We start from the raw sequence: 18,412 nt of genomic DNA, 5'->3' as shown, positions 1-18,412 counted from the left end.
CTCACGTCATCCGCATTTTATAAAATACTTACCCGGCAATTGCTTAACAACTCCTTTCAATTCGAGGCTGAGCAATTGTACCAGTATATCGGATGTTGAAATTTCGCATTTGTCGGCGAGGACATCAACATGAACAGGATCGTCGGATATGGCATCGAATATTTTTTGTTCGAATATCGAGAGTTGTATCTTTGCGGGAGGTCTCTGCTGGTCCTTCAAAATAGGTTTGAGTTTGTAGCGAAGCTCATCCACGACGTCAGCGATATTCCCGACGAGTTTTGCCCGGCCTTCTTGTATGAGCTTGTTTGTGCCCTCACATTTTCTTTCAAATATCTGTCCTGGAACAGCGAACACTTCTCTGTTCTGATCGAGTGCGAAGCTTGCAGTAATCATCGCGCCGCCATCCGCGGCGGTCTCGACTAAAATTGTCCCGAGTGAAATCCCGCTTATGATTCTATTTCGGCGCGGGAAATTGACCGCGTCCGGTTTTGAACCCATGTAGTATTCGGAAATGATTGCACCGCTGACAAATATTTGTTCGGCGAGTCTTTTGTTCTCGCTGGGATATATGACGTCCACGCCGCTCCCGAGAACCGCAATTGTTCTTCCACCCGAGCGGACTGTTGTCGCATGGGCGATCGTGTCGATACCTCGAGCCAAACCCGAGACGACCACAATTCCGTATTCCGCAATTTCAGCCGAAAATTTTTCCGCCACGTGCCTGCCGTAAGGTGTCGGATTTCTGGTTCCGACAACAGCAATCGAATACTTGTCGGAGCTCGATAGCTGGCCTCTGACGAAAAGCATCACCGGTGGGTCATAGATTTTTTTCAGATTCTCCGGATATTCCTTGTCCCAAAAAGTTACAATTCTCGCTTCCGACTTGTTGAGCCTGGAAAGCTGAAGCTGTATTTTCTCTTCGAAATCCTCCTCTGATATGATTCTTCGGGCAAGTGCGCGGTCAATTCCGTCGACATTGATCAACTCGCGTTCGGTCGCATTGAGAACCGATTCCGGATCCCCGAAATGGTTTACGAGTGAGCGGAGTCGTGCAGCGCCGATTCCCTGCACCATGGACAATCTCAAAAGTGGACGAACGTCAATCAAAGATTCGTTTCCCGATCATTTTCAAAATGGTTCTACAGAAGAATATGTTTAACCCTTAGAACTTAGCTGAGGGAATTCTAATTTGCCTTACTTTTTCTCGCCGCTCAGCGGTATGACGACGCTAAATCTCGTCCCTCTACCTAAAGAAGATTCGACAAATACTTTTCCGCCGTGGGCTTCCGTCACGCGTTTGACAATCGTGAGACCTAGCCCGGTACCTTTTTGCTTTGATGCCTGTGCACTCTTGACTTGTCTATAACGATCAAAAATAAGCGGTATCTCATCTGACGAAATTCCAACGCCCGTGTCTTCGACATCTAACGCGGCATAATCGCCCTTCAATCCGGGGACTTCGTCGTCAAAGTGCTTGACGTAAGTTCTGATGTTTACTGTTCCATCTTTTGGGGTAAACTTAATGGCATTGCTTACAAGATTCGTCACGACCTGTTCGAGTTTTCCGCTGTCGAATTCGCAGATGGGGATATTTTTTTCCTCTCGAATTGTCAATGAAATTTCTTTTTCTCGCGCGAGAACCTTCAACCGGGCTACGGCGCTGCCGACTACCACATTGAAATCATTCGGCTGTTTGTTTAACTGGAGTTTGCCGGCCTCTAGCTTCGCGACATCGAGAATGTCGTTTATTAAGGTCAGCATCTTTTGAGAAGTATCCAGAGCGGACCCCAGGAATTCCTTCAGGTCAACAGGATTCTTATCGAACTCTCCGTTTGCAGCCAACTCAAGAACTCCGATGATCACGGACAGCGGGCTGCGGAGATCGTGAACCAGCATAGACTGGAAATCGGCTTTCAACTGCTCGAGATCTTGTTCCGCTTTGACCGCACGGAGTATCGATCTGACTCTTGCGATCAACTCATCCTGTTCTATGGGTTTCGTCAGGTATTCGTCTGCCCCGAGTGTAAAACCTTCTTCGATGCTTTTCGCGTCCTTGGAGTTTGCGGTCAAAATTATGACCGGGATGCCTTTCGTGATTTCATTTTCCCGGAGATGTTTAAGCGTTTCGAATCCGCTCATCTCGGGCATAGCCACGTCAAGAATGATCAGGTCGGGGTGCTCGGAAATACTTTTCGACAAGCATTCCTTTCCACTTGATGCGTTAACTACATCGAATCCCCGGCGCTTCAACAGCTTGTCAAGGAGAATCAAATTGTCCGGTGCGTCGTCAACCGCTAATATTTTTTGCCGCTCGTCCATGGTCTTATTAAATGGTAAAGTGAATTCAAGCTCGCTCGACTTTTCGTTGTATGAATTTGTTAACCTCGCGCAAAATAATTTCTCTCGTGAGGCCTTCTTTTCTGACGACATTTTTTATTTTTGAGTTGAGTTTGGCCCGTTCGTCTCTCGTGACTTCCTTCGCCGTCAGGACAACGATCGGGACTTCTTTCAGTTTTTCATCTTCATACATTTTCTCGACGACTTCAAAACCGTCCATTTCGGGCATTAGCAAATCGAGGAAAACAAGCCGCGGGATTTCCCTATGTAAAAGCTTAATAGCCTCAACACCGTTCCGGGCCGTGTATATTGTAAATTTACTTTTCTCCAGCAAATTGCGGAGAAAGTTTGTGAAATCTTCGTTGTCGTCGACGACAAGTATTTCTCCTTCGTCTGTCCCGGTATATTTTCTGATTACAGATATGATTTTCTCCGGTTGGACGGGTTTGATGAGGTATGATTCGGCGCCGAGCGAAACTGCAAGTGCTTTATTGTCAACGACGGTATGGATGATGACAGGAATATCTTTGAGGTCGGGATCCGATTTCAATTCCTGGAGAATTTGCCAGCCGTCCTTGTTCGGCATCATGATATCAAGCGTAACAAGAACCGGCCTGAATTGACGAACAGTATCGACGGCGTTTCTCGAATCAGTTACGCCATAGAATTCGAACCCCTCTGAAACCAGGTGGTTCTTCAAAAGAAGAAGAACTTCCGGGTCATCGTCAATGCACACCACCAAGTTGCCCGCCCGCGCAACGGCTCCTTCGGAAGCCGAGGTCGAAGGGGCAGCTTGAACCTGTTCTTCCGCTTTTGTTTTCTCGATGGGAAGGTAAACTAAAGGAATGGTCAATGTGAAAGTCGAACCTTTGCCGACTTCGCTTCGGACAGTCAAATCTCCGCCGAGCATCCGCGCCAGCTTTCGTGAGATTGCCAGCCCCAGGCCGGTACCACCATGTCTCCTGGTATTCGACCCGTCCACCTGTCTGAATTCCTCGAATACGACCTCGAGAAATTCCGGAGGGATTCCGGTCCCGGTGTCTTCCACCGCGGCACTCACGAAGTTTTGATCAAGCATTTTCACCGCAACCTTTATGTGACCCTCATCCGTGAATTTTGCCGCGTTGCTTAGAAGGTTCAGGATAATCTGTTTTATTCTCGCGGGATCGGATTGGATCGCCGGCACTGCAGAATCAATTTCACCGAGCAGCTTGACGGGCTTGTCGCCGATGAGAGGCTCAACGGTTGTAAGCGCGTCATTGACGACGGCGTCTATCTTAAATTCTTCAGGGGCAATTGTCATTCGACCGGCTTCTATCTTTGATAGATCAAGGATATCGTTGATGAGAGCGAGGAGATTCTTCGCATTTCTGAGAACGATGTCCAAGCCTTCTTTTTGGTCCCCGGTCGGAGGCTGAGCATCGTCGGTCAAGATTAAGTTTGTAAAGCCTATAATTGAATTTAGAGGCGTACGGAGCTCGTGGCTCATATTAGCGAGGAACTGGCTTTTCAGGCGGCTCGCGTCTTCAAGCTGCTGATTTGCCTGAACAAGCTGTGCATTGGCTTCTTCGACCCAGACTTTCGACATCCTCAGTTGTTCGTTAGAGTCTTCAAGCTCCTTGGATTTCTCCAGCACATCCGAGTATAGGAAGGCATTTTCGACTGCAGCGCCGATCACGCGCGACACCATCATAAGAAATTCTCTGTCGGTCTGAGTGACATCGGATTTTTCTTTTGCTGCAGTGACGAGCACTCCGTGTGCCTTGCGGGTTCCGATAATCGGGATGATCACTGCAGACGTCATTGTTTCTTCCGCAAGGGTTTTAAAAATGTCCGAGCGGTCAAGAGCTTTTTCTATTTCCGGAAAAATCATTGCTTCGCCATGGTTCATTACTTCGGAAAACAGACCCTCGGTAGATTTAGGAGTCTGTTGGTCTTTTTCGAAACGTTGACTGAATCCTAGCGATGCCGTAAGCTCCAGATTTTCCGATCTCTCATTCAATAAGTAAATTGCCGCCGCGGAGACATCCTCAAACTCGAGTAACCGCGTCAAGCTCTTATTCAAGATCTCCGAGACATCTAAGGCATCTCTTACAGCAAATGCCGTTCTATTGATCACCGAAAGTCTTTTGTTCTGCTTCTTGATTGCAATTTCATTCTTCTTCTGTTCGGTAATGTCCCTATTTATTGATACGGTTCCGGTGGAAGCTCCGCCGGAGTCCCGCACCATGGCTACCGAAGAGTCAATGTAAAGTTCTTTTCCTCCTTTGGAATAATTGATCACTTCACCGCGCCACAAGTTGTTTTTTTCGAGCGCCACTTCATCACGCGTGACTCCTTTATAACCCGATTGGATCACATCATCATACGGCAACCCGATGACCTCTTCGGATTTCCAGCCGTATAATCTCTCTGCCGCTGGATTCCACGAAGTGATTTTTCCCTTCCGGTCGGCGGCGATTATTGCGTCGTTCACTTCCCGGAGAAGCATTGCCTGGTAAGCGATTCTCTCCTCGTTCTTTTTTCGATCGGTGATGTCGCTGAAAATTGCAACTGCTCCGCTGAGACTGCCGCTCGGATCGATCAAAGGTGAAACGGTTATCGAGAGCACCCTCACTACTCCAAAGCGCGTAATAGTAAACTCGAAATTCCGGACATTCTTTCCGTCGAGCGCGGCCAATTTCACGGGATTAATGTTTTCGGGAAGGCGGGAACCATCTAACATGCGCATTCCGAAAATTTCGGTATATTGCCCAAACTTGATTTCCGGAACATCTTTGATTCCAAATATTTCTTTCCCGCCTTCGTTCATGAGTAATATTCTGCCCAGTCTGTTTACGAGCATTATCCCTTCGGCGGCGCTGGCAAATATTTTTTCAAGCTGATCAGCCTGCTCGGCAATCTTTGACGCCAGCCTCAGCCTCTGTATGCCGACTGCGAGCTCAGATGCTGCGACTTCGGCTAAGTTCATCTCATGCTTAATGCCGCCTTCGGCAACTGTCGTCACGTATTGGATGACGCCGATAAGCTCCCCTGAGCTTAGGAGAGGTATGCTCACCATGCCCTTAGCATCATGGAACAGCGGCTCGTCTTCGAATAGGGAGAATTCAGTGTCGGAGAGCTGCCCGCCAAATATTGTGGCGCAGGATTTTGCTGCTCTGGTTGCATCGGTTCCGGGCTCGGTCTCCAATCTCTGGAGAATCGGAAAATTTAGATTCTTTCTCAATGCGTTGTGCTGAGCGATTAATTCAAGCGTAATATTTTTCTCATCGTATGAATACATGACCGCGAGGGGTGCGTTGAGAATTTCTGCGAGAAGCTCCACCGCCGACTGCGCAAGCTCCGAGAGTCTTCCGCTTGAAATTGCCAGCTGTGCCACACGGTAGACGGCTTCCTTTCTCCTCTCTTCCCATTTTTTCTCGGTGATATCCTCGCAGATCCCGACCAATGCAATGACTTTCCCGTTGTTATCCTTGATCGAGCTTGTGCTTAATGATATGTAATACTCTGTTCCATCCTTCTTACGGTTCAGGACTTCGCCCCGCCAGGTCCCGCTGCGGACGGTCCGAACATAGATCTCCCTTGCGTTCGTGTACCCGAACCCCGGGGAAACCAGCGCCCACAGGCTTCCCCTGGGCAAATCCTCGAGGGTGTAGCCGAAGAGTTTTTCTGCCGCCGAGTTCAGGAAGGTAACGCGTCCACCCGGATCCGTCAACGAGATCGCCTCATCAGTATTCTCAACCGCGGCACTGAGAACCTGGTTGCGATGTTCAAGCTGTTTTCTTCTCGTTATGTCTCTATAAATTGTTATCCTTCCGAGCCGCTTGCCGTCTATGATGATAGGCGCCGAATTCAAAAGCGAGTCTATCTTCTGCCCGTCTTTCTTTACCAGCGTCAGCTCTAATTCCCCGCCTGTCCCGTCATTTACCGGACCGACGTGCTGCGCAGCTTTTTCTCTATCATCCGCATCATAGATATCGTAAAATCCTTTCTTCTTCATTTCTGCAAGTGAATATCCGAAATTCTCCTCAAAGGCGGGATTAACGTAAAGTGTCACTCCATCTTCATTTGTGATTAATATCGGATCGGGGACCTTCTCTATATAGATCTCGTATTTTTGCAGTTCCTCATTTGCCGCCTTTATTTTTTCAGAACTCCTGACGTACTCATTGAAAATTTGTCCGACATCAGTAAGACTTCCGATTGCACCGATGAGATATGCCATCAAGGTCAACCCCGCCTCAGCCGTCGATGCGGTATCAGTAACGGAAGAGGAAAAAGATTTGACCATCCCTGCGAAGGTCAGAAGGAATAGAGTGATGCTGATCGAATAATTGAAAAGCGTCGGATACCTGACGTAGTTTCTACTGACCCCGATGAATGAAATCAGAAATAGACCCGACGCAGCGAATGTCAGCAAGCGTAAATTGCCGAATGATATTTGTCCGCCCAGGGAGTATTTGCTTGAAACTAACATGATGACAAAGACCACTATTGACGCGATTACGATGGCTGCAAAAACATCGAGAAGCACGGATTTAGATTTGGGGAAAATCCAAACCAAAAGTGTTCCCACCGCGAGCATCAATCCGAGTAGGAATTCCCCGCCCTGCCATGCTGCGAGTTGAAAATAAAAAGCATGCTCACCTTGCCAGAAGATCCCAAGATCAGATATTATGATTCCGGTGATTCTTATGAAACCGCCGATGAGAAACGCGAACGCTATGAACTCAAGAAGTCTTTCCCGAAGCACGGCGTACCGGGAAAACGCAAATAAGGAAATCGCAACCGAAATCATGTTTGTTATTAAGATGGAATCGATAAGAAGATCTCGCGACATGTTGGGATGAAGCCTGTTTGCGAGAAATACGATCAAGATCGCAAACGCCCATGCACTCCCGACTCCGATACCGAGAGAGAGAAGACCTTTATTTTTTTTCGTCATTTTCTCCATCGGATTTTCCCGCCAAATATCTTTTTACAGTGTCAATTAGAAGGATGGGGTCAAGCGGCTTTGTCAAATACTCGTTGCACCCGGCCTGCAGCGCCCGTTCCTTGTCACCCAACATCGCTTGTGCAGTGACGGCTATGATAGGGATTGTGTTCGTTCCCTCGCTGAGCCTCAGGGCCGCCGCCGCTTCATAACCATTCATGTTGGGCATTTTCATGTCCAGCAAAATCAGATCCGGTTTTCTCCTCATGGCGAGTTCGATAGCGTCGCGTCCTGTCTCGGCATCCATGAACTCGAGGTTTAAGCTGGAACGCTTTAAAATTCTCTTGATCAGCAAAATGTTGTCGACATTGTCATCGGCAATCAGAATGAGATAAGACATCAGAGACTTCCCACCAGGTTTTCAATTTCGTCTGCGCGGGATCTAGCTTCTTTTTCGGTTGCGGCTTCGGCGATAACTCGGATGATCGGCTCGGTATTGGATTTTCGGAGGTGAATCCAATAATCGGCAGCGTCGATCTTTAGCCCGTCCTCCGTGTTCATCTCAAATTTTGAGTAATGCTTCTTGATTGCCGCGATTATCTTCTCGGGGCTCTTCTTGCCAAGTGCGATCCGTTTTTTGACGATTTCGAACTTCGGAAGAGAATTTTTCATCTCGGAAAGCGTCCCGCCGAACTCCAGCAGATGCTGAAGCGTGATCCCGATTCCCACGAGTGCGTCGCGGCCATAATGAACTTCCGGTAAGATCACTCCGCCGCTTCCTTCACCTCCGATGACTGAATTCATCTCTTTCATTTTCTTCACGACGTTTATTTCACCGACCGCGGAACGATAGATTTTTCCATCGAGTTCGCGAGCAATTTTGTCTACCGCACGAGTCGTCGACAAGTTCACCGCGGCGATCCTCTGCTCAACAGGCGTTTTTTCAAAAATGAATTTCACTGCCTGTGCAATCGTATATTCCTCGCTGAAGGGTTCACCTTTCTCGGTGATCAGAACCAGGCGGTCGACATCCGGATCGACAACGATTCCTAGGTCTGCACCTTCGGATTTAACCCCGAGCATTATCTCGGTCAAATTTTCAGGCAGCGGTTCCGGTTTCCTCGGAAATTTTCCTGAGCCGTCGCAATTCATCTTTACGGTGATGCAGCCGAGCTCGTGCAGGAGTTGCGGCACGACCATGGATCCTGCCGCGTTGACACAGTCGACTACAACCTTGAAATGACGCCTGCGAATCGCTTCTACATCTACCGACTTTATGGCAAGCACGCGTCTAATATGGTCGCGGAGAAAAAAGTCGTTATGCTCAATTGTGCCGGTGGTTTCATAAGAGGAATATTTCGTTTTTTTCTCTACGTATGACCACAGCCTTTTATTTTCTTCGGCATCCAGGAATACACCGTGATCGTTGATAAATTTGAGTCCGTTCCACTCAAGCGGGTTATGACTGGCCGTCACCGCAATTCCGCCGGCGGTATCGGAATGTTCAGCGGCAAGTTGAACGGTGGGCGTCGGACAAATACCTATGTCCATAACATCACACCCGTTTGCTGCAAGAGTCCCGGCTAAAATTTCCGCGAGCATTGCACCATGATATCTGCCATCTCTACCGATAACAATCTTTTTCCGGCCTGTGAACATCGCAAACGCATTGGCATATTTGACTACGACTTCCGGAACAAGCGACTCACCGACGATACCTCGCAGTCCCGAGATGCTCACCATCAATTTCTGCGGTGATTCTTGTGCGGATGAACCTCTCCGTGAAAGAACTTTCTTGCGTGATTTACGCTTCGATGGCTTTGATACCTGCCTCGTGGCTGACTTGCTCATTTTTTCTTTTTGCCCGCAATTATTTTTGAATATTGAATCAGTCTCTTGCTCGCTGTATATCCACGCTCCTTCAGAAAAGTGTGAACGCTCAAATTGTATACATAAACGCTCATCAAAATATACTCCACCTTTGCCTCTTTAGCCAGTGCCTCAACCCGTTCCAGCAATGCACCGCCGACACCGTGCCTTCGCCAACCTTTTTTCGTGACAGCATAGGGGAGATAGAAATAGTTCTCTGACTGGTATACCGTTATGTAACCGACGACTTCTCCTGCACTGCGGGATCGAGCTCGACGTGTTCCCCTCGACTCAGCAACGAGCATCAGCGCGCCATCTCCTTTGGTGAAGTGGATGAAGTCTTCGACTTTCATTTTTTGGCCCGGGAAATTTTCTATTTCGCTGACGCCATGGCTCATCTTGACGACAGCAGGTAAATCCGACTTTTTCGCCGGGCGAACGACGAAGTTTTTTTCGGGAACTTTCGGTATCGTAATCACAATTAAAACCTAACGATTGTTTTCTAATCTTTTGCGTCCGGCTTCCTTTTTATTCGCTTTGTAAATAATGCGAATCCCTTCGAGAACCAAAGCCGGTTCGATATGGTCAATCACTTTAGTCTTCGCCGCAATTATCTTTGAGTATCCACCGGTCGCGATGACTTTCGATTCCGCGCCGAGCGATATCTTTATACGCCTCACTATCCCTTCCATGGCATCGACGGCGCCGAACATTATTCCGCTCTGCATGCTTGCGACGGTCGTCTTGCCGATAACCTCGTCCGGAAAGCTTAATTCAATTCGGGGAAGTTTTGCGGCCCGCCGTTGTAAATCCGCTGCCGCGGTTTCGATTCCGGGGGCAATTGCGCCACCTAGATAAACTCCGTCTTTTGAAACGACGTCGAACGTGGTTGCCGTTCCAAAATCAAGAATTATCAGCGGCCCGCCGTATTTTTTGAAGCCAGCAACCGCGACGCAGATTCTGTCGCTGCCGATCGCTTTCGGCTCATCGTAGTCCACTCTTATTCCTAATTCCAGCTCGGAAGTGATGACGAGAGGATCGCAATTGAAATATTTTTTCGACATTCGTTCCAGGATACCTGTTAGATTCGGAACGACGGATGAAATGCCGACGCCATTTACCTTTCGCGGCTTGATTCCGTCGTGCTGCAACAGCGACGAGACGACGATGCCGATTTCGTCTTCCGTCCTGACAACTTCGCTGGCGACACGGTAGTCTCGTTTCAGTTTCTTGGTGTCATAAACGCCGAATTGAGTTGTCGTATTTCCTACATCGATGCAAAGGAGCATGGGTTCCCTCAACTTTTCAAATCAAGATTATAAATGAGACGTGATGAGCACAGTTTTTTCATGTTTTGCGGAATTCCCGGTCAAGCCTTTAATATACTTACATCTCCCGCTGTAAATCTTTTCAATCCATCGTCAGTCCGAAGAACAAGCGCGCCGTCGTCCGTCACCCCATCACAGATGCCATTGAATGTGTTTCCGGCTACACTTACTGAAATCTTCTCGCCTAACATGACGGAGCGATCACGCCATTTTTTCATGACCGAATAAAAATCGTGTCTTTGCAGCGACTCATAAACGGAAGAAAAGTCCGACAAGATTGAAAAGAGAATTTCATCGCGGTCGAATGTTTTTCCGGTAAACTGCCGCAGCGAAATTGCCCGGTTAGATATTGCCGGCGAGAAATTTTCCTGATTAACGTTCACGCCGATGCCAAGTACAACGTGGTTCAAGCCGTTCAAGTCGAAATCCGATTCGAGCAAGATTCCGCAGACTTTCCTGTCGTTTAACAAAACGTCGTTCGGCCATTTGAGCTGCGGCTGTACTTGCGCAACCTTCTCGATAGCTCTTGCAGCGGAGACTGCCGCCGCGAAAGTCAAGATGAACACTTCGTCACGCTGGAGAAAATGCGGCCGGAGGAGGAGCGAGAACAAAAGATTTGTTTGCGGTTCCGATTCCCAGCTTCTTCCAAGCCTGCCGCGGCCGGAGGTCTGCTCGTCTGAAACCACAACCGTGCCTTCAGGAAAACCTTCCTCTCCGAGCTTCAACAGATGGGAATTGGTGGAGTCGATCTTATCGAACCGATAAATATCGTAATTCAAGTTTTTATAAATTTAAATTACCATCACGCCGAATGCAAAATATTCAAATGAAGGGCCCCGTCTAATCTGCGCGGAACGAAGCAAGAACCATTAAGATCCGTTCCTCTTGGTGGGCGAATCTTCATGCGTTTTCGGTCATGGAATATTTTGAGACCTCAATCACAATTTCTCAGAAAGCACTTGCTTTTGTTGTGAAAAAGAAGAAACTTTATCCTATTGAAATTGAGTGCGGCTAACTCACATAACGAGACTCGCTTAAATCTGAGCGAGGCAAGCATAAGGTTCATGAAGTTGCCGCGACTTTTCGATTCTGTCTTTGTAAGGGCTAATTTGAAACAAATTAAAAACAAAGGAGAAACACAATGATTCGCAAACTTTCTACGTGGCTATTTGCGGTTATGATGGTTGCGTTCTTTGCGTCAAGTGCAAGTGCACAATTTGAGAACCAAAAGAACTATGCTGGCGTCCATATTGGGTTGAGCGGTGTTGGGAGTACTCTTACACTCGGGGCCGATTATGAGCGTGGAATAACAAATCCAGGCGAAGTTGGACCTGGAATCATAGGTATCGGTGGATTGCTCGATTATTACCATTGGAGCGAAAATGAACTTGGATTTGGAGGATCCTGGACATACATAGATATCGGTGTATCCGGTATGTACCACTTTGTGCTTGACAACAAGAAGTGGGATCCGTTCCTCGGTTTAGTTCTCGGCTACGAAATAGCGACATGGTCTTGGAGCGGCGGCTCGGGACTAAGCAGCCCGACAGCTGGCGGGTTTACTCTTGGTGGCAGCGCAGGAATCAGGTATTTTCTAAGTGACAGTTGGGCGTTGCAGGCCCGCGTAGGATTCGGTTTCTACATTTTTGCGGTTGGTGTGGATTACAAGTTCTAGTACGGTAAAGTACGAAGATATTCTAAGGCCGCTTTTCATCACTGAGCGGCCTTTTTTATTTTAATGCTTTCGTTGAAAATTCATTCCATTTTTCATAAGATAATTTCATAAATGATAGCATTCTTTGCTGCGTTGTCAGCTATCGTGTTGGCGGCATTTCTTTCCATACTTTATGTCGGACCGAGGATGCTTTTATTCCCGCATCGACGAACCCCGGAATATTATCAACAAAAATTCGGTTTCAGTCATCCATCACAGATAGGGCTGGATTTCAAGGAAGGTTTGTTAAAGACGGGAGACGGCATATCGCTCAGCTATTGGGAAATTAAACCTCAGGACTCTAATGAACATAACGGCGCGGTTATCTACCTGCACGGCATAACGGATTCAAAAGTTAGCGGGTTGAATTATGCAAAGCAGCTTTCTGGATTTTGCGGGCGCGTCTTCCTGATCGATATGCGAAGACATGGTGACAGCGGAGGAGATTATTGCACATTCGGCTATTACGAAAAACACGACGTCGTCGCATTGATAGATAAAATAGAATCAGAATGTCATAGTATGGATATAACCCTTCTTGGCGTGTCGATGGGTGCGGCGATTGCCGTACAGACTGCTGCAATTGACAAGAGGGTGAGCCGTTTGATCGCGGTTGCGCCGTTTTACGATCTGTTCTCCATTGCATTGGATCATCAGGTGCGCAAGATAGGAATCAGGAGCAAAGTCCTTTTGAAGCTCGTGCTGAAGCGGGCTGAGCACCTCGCAAAATTCAAAGCATCCGAGGTTTCGCCTGCTGACGACATTCGAAGAGTCGATGTGCCGATTCTCATCGTCCACGGCGAGAAAGATCGTTCAGTGAAAAGAGAATATCCCGAGAGGCTGAAGGGCCTCAACAAGAACGCGCGGCTTATGATAGTTGCTGATGCCGGACATGTGGATGTTCTCGAAAAAGGGGGAAAAGATTATCTGAAGGAACTTGTGGAGTTCATGAGGAGCGACGGATCCTCGAATCCGCTCAAATCGTTATAAAAAAAGAAACCCGCCCTGGGCAAGGGCGGGTAGAAGGAGGCATTCTAGGTAGGTTCCTTCTTTGAGTGCTGGCTACTTGATTAGACGACACATCAGCCGTTTTGTTACATTAAAAATTTTTCATCTTTGTCCTTAAAATCCACAATTATAGAAAGTTTTCTGGGTCCCACGCTAAACCAACGGCACAAATTCTTTGTCAAAAAAATGATTTGAGCGCGTTGCATTGGAAATCATCGGGAATCGAATTTCTTGTCATTTATGTAACCGAGATTTAAATTCAAAGAAACGAGAATTAGATGCGGTGGTCGTTTCCGGCCGGTCGGTTGTTCAACATTCCTATAAGGGTTCATTACACATTCCTGCTCCTCCTTGCATTCATATGGTACGTGGAATCGACGATGCGCGGTCCCGAGGCAGGCTTCTATAGCGTCGTCTTCTGCGCATTAATTTTCGTCTGCGTCCTTTTTCATGAGCTTGCACACAGCTTAGTAGCAAGATCGTACGGGCTCACTATCGCCTCAATAATTCTATCCCCGATCGGAGGTATCTCACAGATCACCGAGATACCCCGCGATCCTGCAAAAGAAGTGGGGATAACGATCGCAGGTCCCGTTTCGAATTTCGTGATCGCCGGGGTGCTCCTTTTGTTCGGGAAGTCGGTTGACTCATCTATTCAATTTTCCGAGATCACACTCCAAAGCGGAAACATGGTGGTAGATCTTTTCTGGGCGAACGTAATGCTCGGACTTTTTAACATCATTCCGGCATACCCGATGGATGGCGGGAGAATTCTTCGGGGCATAATAGCGATGAAAAAAGGATATCTCGAAGCCACAAGGCTTGCCGCCGATGTCGGCAAACTTTTCGCGATCGGCTTTATTATCGTGGGATTTTTTTATAACTGGTGGCTCATACTCGTCGGCATTTTTGTCTTCAGCGGCGCAAGTTCAGAAGCTGAAGCCGCGGTCCTTTCTTCAAAGCTTGAGAAAATCACCGTCGGCGAGTTGATGATCAAGGATTTCAAAACCATCTCGCCGTACGAACCGTTGACTGCAGTGGTAGAAAAATCTTTACATACTTTTCAAAATGATTTCCCCGTCGTAAGTGATGGAAAGTTTGTCGGCGTCCTTACGCGCTCAGCTGTGATAGAGTCTCTTCACCACCACCAGCATGAAATAAAGGTCGGAGAAATCGCGAGGAGAAGTTTCCCGATAATCGACGTGAATGGAACCGCCGCCTCGGCGTTGACGGCGCTTCGTGCCGCTCACCTTACTGTGGCACCGGTTGAGGATAACGGCACACTCAAAGGAATCATCACAGTCGAAAAACTGTTGGAAGCATCGGATGTGTTCAATGGAAAAGATTAGGATATCGGGGAAGATTCGGCCCGGAAAAAAATTAGGTGCTCTCTTGAAAAGTACGCTTTCAGTATTGGCAATGAGTTTTGCGGTCATAGGCTGTGCACCTCAAACGAAAACGTTCACGTCCGGAGCGGGACATGCCTTTGCGAGTCCGAGATTCGGATTCTCCATCGTGAATTATCCGTCTGAAAGTTCCGATTCAACCGAAGGCGATCTGCGCGCCAGGATTCGGTATAGTGACTTGATTTTCATAAAGACTGATTCTCTCTATACAGCACATTATCAGCTGTCGATAAGTCTGTATTCTGATGAACAGATGACGGAAAGCCGCTATTCAAAAACTTTCGATCATAGAATAACCGCGCGAAAATATTCAGAGACGACTTCGTCCCGGATGTATGATTCCTTTCAAGACAGTGTGACCATGCAGCCCGGCCGATACTATTTGACCTTGAGGCTTCTAGACCTGAACACCAACACTACTCTGTCGAGCGAGAGTGAATGTTATTTCAAGGATTTTTTCCGCGACTCGGTCGATGTGAGTGATGTCCTGGTTTACAATAGCCCGGATACAAACGCGGACGAATTAGTCGTAAATCCGGGCGAGCCTCTCCTTGCAGATTTTTATCTGACAGCTAAGAGGATCCCGACCGATATTTCTCTTCACTTGATTGCAAAGTCGACGGAAGCGCCGACGTCGATTGACACTACATACGAGTTGAATCAGATTTCCACGGTCCAACACTACCGCCTGCCGGTAAACGCCAGCGGGCTCGGATCGGCAGTCTACGATCTTCGAATTTCCGCCGGAGGTGATTTTGCTGAGACATCGTTCAAAGTAATGCGAAGTAATTCTCCAGGCGATGCGCGTGTGTTTGACCGCGATGCCGGCCCGCTTGCATACATCATGGCACACGGAGAATTTGACTCGCTTCAGCGCTCAAGCCGTAAAGAGAAAGACAAGGAGATGAAGGCGTTCTGGCTCACTCGTGCGCGTGATGACACCGTAGTTGCCGAAGCAATCCGCGGGGAATTCTACAAGAGGGTTCAGGAGGCAGATGAACAATTTGGAACATCGCTTGGATCGGGATGGCAAACCGACCGCGGCAGAATTTATATTCTTTACGGAAAACCGGATCGTATTGAAAGCCACCTCAACAGCTTGAGCGCCGGACCCTCTGCAAACAGCGCTCCGTATCAGGCGTGGTATTACGACAAGTTGAAGCTAAGGTTCGTGTTCGTCGACGAATTCAGGAATGGCAATTACAGATTGGCGAAAACGGGTGGAACGTGATCCAACGGCTTTTTTCTGCAGGTCGAGCTTCGGGATAGCGGGTTCGGCGAACTTCCGATCTATCTTTTTTTCCTCTCGTCAACCGTCGAGAATACCGGATATTTTGCCTGCATGTTCCCCTTTTTGATCTTTGATAGCTTCGGCTTGAGTATTTGTCTTTTTACGTTGGACAGCCGGTTGATGAAAAATTTCTGCTGAAGATGATCGTACTCATGCTGGAACACTCGCGCCCACATTCCCGACAGTTCTGTTTCAACTCGCTCCGAATTCCCGTTCGTGAATCTGACTCTAACAGATTCGGCTCGCTTCACTTCGTCCCGAATTCCTGGAATACTTAGACAACCTTCTTCCATTGCGCATTCGCCTTTCGATTCGACTATCTCCGGGTTGATGACAATAAGCGGTTTCTCATTCTTGTAATCTTCCATTTCGGAGATGTCCATCACTGCAAGTGCCAGCTGCAGTCCTACTTGGTTTGCGGCCAGGCCGATCCCATCGGCGTTGCGCATGGTCTCAAACATGTCCCTGATTAAACCGACGAGATTGTCGTCAAATCTGGTAACTTTCTTAGGCGGGCCGTCCCACACTCTTGTGCCATACAAATGTATCGGCAATATCATCTTGAATTACTCCAGCATTTCAGGTTTTACTTTTATAACCTCGATTTGATTCTCTTTGTAGAGTATCGCTTCGGCGGCATAAAAGATAAGTTTTGAAAAAATTCTAAGCAAAACGAAAATTTGCGAGAAAACAATCTCGATAAAGATCCCTTCCGCAGTAGTCGAATCATTGATTTGATAGAAAGCAAAATATAAAGCGGGAACTACCGCGCTTATCAACAGGCAGCAAGCATAAACGCCGGTAGTCGACAGCGGGTGCAAAATCGTGAAGCTCACTCCGTGCTTAATCTTGTTCCCAAGATTATCGCCGTCGATAACGATAGCGGCTCTTGTAAAATCGGCAAAAAGGCTGACAATCATTACGAGAGGAATAATGGAATAGTAGAACAGCGGAGCGGCGGTTAATTCGCGCGGGGGATAAGAGAGATCGGGATTTATTAAGAGAAACATTGAAAACAAAATTGCACATTCCGTTGCTGTTACGGCAAGAAGCGGAAAGAAAAACTTGGTTCCGCGTGAGAGAAATTCCCCGAATTTCATTTTGACTTTTCCGGAATAACCCGAGTAAAAACCTCCAGCGAACAAAATTTCCGCAAAAGCATAAATCGTGAGGATGAAAATTACCTGCGGCACAAAAGCCTTGAAAAAGTCGGCGTTATTGCCGACAAAACTGGCAAACCACTTGTAATTGAAACCGTTCATCAGATCTTTCCCCACAAAACTCCGCGAAATGTCTTTCACAAAAATTTCAGCAAATGGGAGACTCAAGACTGCTGCGAACATGAGATTGAAAATGTAAACCCCGACCCATAATCTCCAATCTCTAATCGACCGCTTTATACCGCTGATTACGGCTTCGAGTACGTTGGTGTTCAAACGATTGCTCCGGCGCTTAACAAAATGTTCTGGACGAAGTCGAACACCCGGTTGATCCACTTTATGACGGGCAAAAGAAAATCTTCCACCATAAGGCTGTTGTTGGAATAATTGGAGTCATTTGGGATTTTATCCCAGGGATCAAGTTGTGCATATTCCGGCGGAGAGCCGGTCTTGAATTCAAAAACACTCGAAGACTCGCCTGCGCTGTCGGCCCAGCTTGTATCGATCACCGTGCCATCCTCAAGTCCAAGTCTCAAGTCCACCGATGCCCTCGTTTCCCCACTGCGGGTCACAGAGACCCTTGTGAAGTAAAATGAAGCGCTCGTGTTAAGATTTGTTTCCTTGTAGAAATTGATCGACTTGACAGCAAAATCCATTTTTCCGCGCAGCTTATCATGCTGCTGATGGTATTGTTCGAGAGTGGAAATCACATCTTCGATTGAGTGCACAAACCTATCAATCCTTGGGTAGTCAATGTTATTGAAGCTTAGAAGAAAGAATAATGGGATGAAGGAATAATGAAATAGGCTCCGGTTCATCATATTACGCGAGATGCGCCTGATGCAACGGATGGGGCCTCCCCTTCTGCAAAATATCTGAGACACGGTTGGATGCTTAATATTGAAAACAATCACTTCCTGATAATGTCGTCTATTTGCTGCTTAATGGCGGCAAAATCTTTGTGATCCGCGATTCCTTGGACTGCGACTGTCTCCGGGAAATCGGAAGGGAGTTTGTTTCCGCCTTCGGCTTTATACGGAATGATCTTAGTGGTTGCACCGATCAGCATCATGGTCTTTTCGCCATACATTCTAACGAGAGAAGCATGAATTGAATCTGTGAAGTCGTTGTAAGCGGAGTTGACGGCCGAATATTTTCCCGTAACCAGGTTCGCTGCGATAAACCCTGCGTAGAGACTGTCACCCTTCCCGAAAATGTCGGATTGTACATTTTTTTTGATGCCCCTTGCGAAGGATTCTTGTGCGTCTGCATATTTTCCCGCTGTGAAAGAACTCATCCCTTCCCTGTAAAGTTCAACTGGTTTTTTAGAACAAGAGGCGGACAGCATCGCCAAAGCAATTGTGAT

Annotated in this window: 16 protein-coding genes; 4 read left to right on the top strand and 12 right to left on the bottom strand. The window is 47.5% G+C overall.

Annotated features, from left to right (window positions below; genetic code table 11):
- Positions 1 to 6: 6 nt before the first annotated feature.
- From dprA to VLX91_14515, 8 genes are all read right to left on the bottom strand, one after another.
- On the bottom strand, positions 7 to 1,107 hold the full coding sequence (gene dprA, locus VLX91_14550; GenBank protein HUI31428.1) for a DNA-processing protein DprA: 1,101 nt from the start codon (positions 1,105 to 1,107) through the stop codon (positions 7 to 9).
- Positions 1,108 to 1,194: 87 nt separating this feature from the next.
- A complete protein-coding gene (locus VLX91_14545) occupies positions 1,195 to 2,319 on the bottom strand; it encodes a hybrid sensor histidine kinase/response regulator (GenBank protein HUI31427.1) in 1,125 nt (374 codons plus the stop codon).
- Positions 2,320 to 2,344: 25 nt separating this feature from the next.
- On the bottom strand, positions 2,345 to 7,282 hold the full coding sequence (locus VLX91_14540; GenBank protein ID HUI31426.1) for a PAS domain S-box protein: 4,938 nt from the start codon (positions 7,280 to 7,282) through the stop codon (positions 2,345 to 2,347).
- A complete protein-coding gene (locus VLX91_14535) occupies positions 7,266 to 7,670 on the bottom strand; it encodes a response regulator (GenBank protein ID HUI31425.1) in 405 nt (134 codons plus the stop codon). Before VLX91_14535 ends, VLX91_14540 begins: the two co-directional genes overlap by 17 nt.
- The gene (gene glmM / locus VLX91_14530) at positions 7,670 to 9,121 is read right to left on the bottom strand and encodes a phosphoglucosamine mutase (GenBank protein HUI31424.1); all 1,452 of its coding nucleotides are present in this window, start codon (positions 9,119 to 9,121) and stop codon (positions 7,670 to 7,672) included. The genes VLX91_14535 and glmM overlap by 1 nt, the downstream gene beginning before the upstream one ends.
- Positions 9,118 to 9,618 carry a GNAT family N-acetyltransferase gene (locus VLX91_14525; protein HUI31423.1) on the bottom strand — a complete coding sequence of 167 codons (501 nt, stop codon included), beginning with the start codon at positions 9,616 to 9,618 and terminating at the stop codon, positions 9,118 to 9,120. Before VLX91_14525 ends, glmM begins: the two co-directional genes overlap by 4 nt.
- Positions 9,619 to 9,627: 9 nt before the next feature.
- Entirely contained in the window at positions 9,628 to 10,428 is an 801-nt protein-coding gene (locus VLX91_14520; GenBank protein HUI31422.1) for a type III pantothenate kinase, read from the bottom strand.
- Between the two features lie 80 nt (positions 10,429 to 10,508).
- Positions 10,509 to 11,246, bottom strand: coding sequence for a biotin--[acetyl-CoA-carboxylase] ligase (locus VLX91_14515; protein HUI31421.1), 738 nt, complete (start codon positions 11,244 to 11,246; stop codon positions 10,509 to 10,511).
- A gap of 362 nt (positions 11,247 to 11,608) precedes the next feature.
- Between VLX91_14515 and VLX91_14510 the strand changes: the two genes are divergently transcribed.
- From VLX91_14510 to VLX91_14495, 4 genes are all read left to right on the top strand, one after another.
- Entirely contained in the window at positions 11,609 to 12,142 is a 534-nt protein-coding gene (locus VLX91_14510; protein HUI31420.1) for an outer membrane beta-barrel protein, read from the top strand.
- Positions 12,143 to 12,253: 111 nt separating this feature from the next.
- Entirely contained in the window at positions 12,254 to 13,171 is a 918-nt protein-coding gene (locus VLX91_14505) for an alpha/beta fold hydrolase (protein ID HUI31419.1), read from the top strand.
- 296 nt (positions 13,172 to 13,467) lie between these two features.
- The gene (locus VLX91_14500; GenBank protein ID HUI31418.1) at positions 13,468 to 14,538 is read left to right on the top strand and encodes a site-2 protease family protein; all 1,071 of its coding nucleotides are present in this window, start codon (positions 13,468 to 13,470) and stop codon (positions 14,536 to 14,538) included.
- Entirely contained in the window at positions 14,525 to 15,826 is a 1,302-nt protein-coding gene (locus VLX91_14495) for a GWxTD domain-containing protein (protein HUI31417.1), read from the top strand. The genes VLX91_14500 and VLX91_14495 overlap by 14 nt, the downstream gene beginning before the upstream one ends.
- 59 nt (positions 15,827 to 15,885) lie before the next feature.
- Here the strand turns inward: VLX91_14495 and def are convergent, their stop codons facing one another.
- From def to VLX91_14475, 4 genes are all read right to left on the bottom strand, one after another.
- Positions 15,886 to 16,446, bottom strand: coding sequence for a peptide deformylase (def, locus tag VLX91_14490; GenBank protein ID HUI31416.1), 561 nt, complete (start codon positions 16,444 to 16,446; stop codon positions 15,886 to 15,888).
- 6 nt (positions 16,447 to 16,452) lie between these two features.
- On the bottom strand, positions 16,453 to 17,322 hold the full coding sequence (locus tag VLX91_14485) for a hypothetical protein (GenBank protein HUI31415.1): 870 nt from the start codon (positions 17,320 to 17,322) through the stop codon (positions 16,453 to 16,455).
- Entirely contained in the window at positions 17,319 to 17,774 is a 456-nt protein-coding gene (locus tag VLX91_14480) for a hypothetical protein (GenBank protein ID HUI31414.1), read from the bottom strand. Before VLX91_14480 ends, VLX91_14485 begins: the two co-directional genes overlap by 4 nt.
- A gap of 182 nt (positions 17,775 to 17,956) precedes the next feature.
- Complete coding sequence (locus tag VLX91_14475; protein HUI31413.1) at positions 17,957 to 18,343, bottom strand: hypothetical protein; 387 nt, start codon at positions 18,341 to 18,343, stop codon at positions 17,957 to 17,959.
- Between the last annotated feature and the right edge of the window lie 69 nt (positions 18,344 to 18,412).

Source organism: Candidatus Acidiferrales bacterium (genome assembly GCA_035515795.1).
GTDB lineage: Bacteria > Bacteroidota > Ignavibacteria > Kryptoniales > JAKASW01 > JAKASW01.
This window is presented reverse-complemented; position numbering and strand designations above follow the sequence as displayed.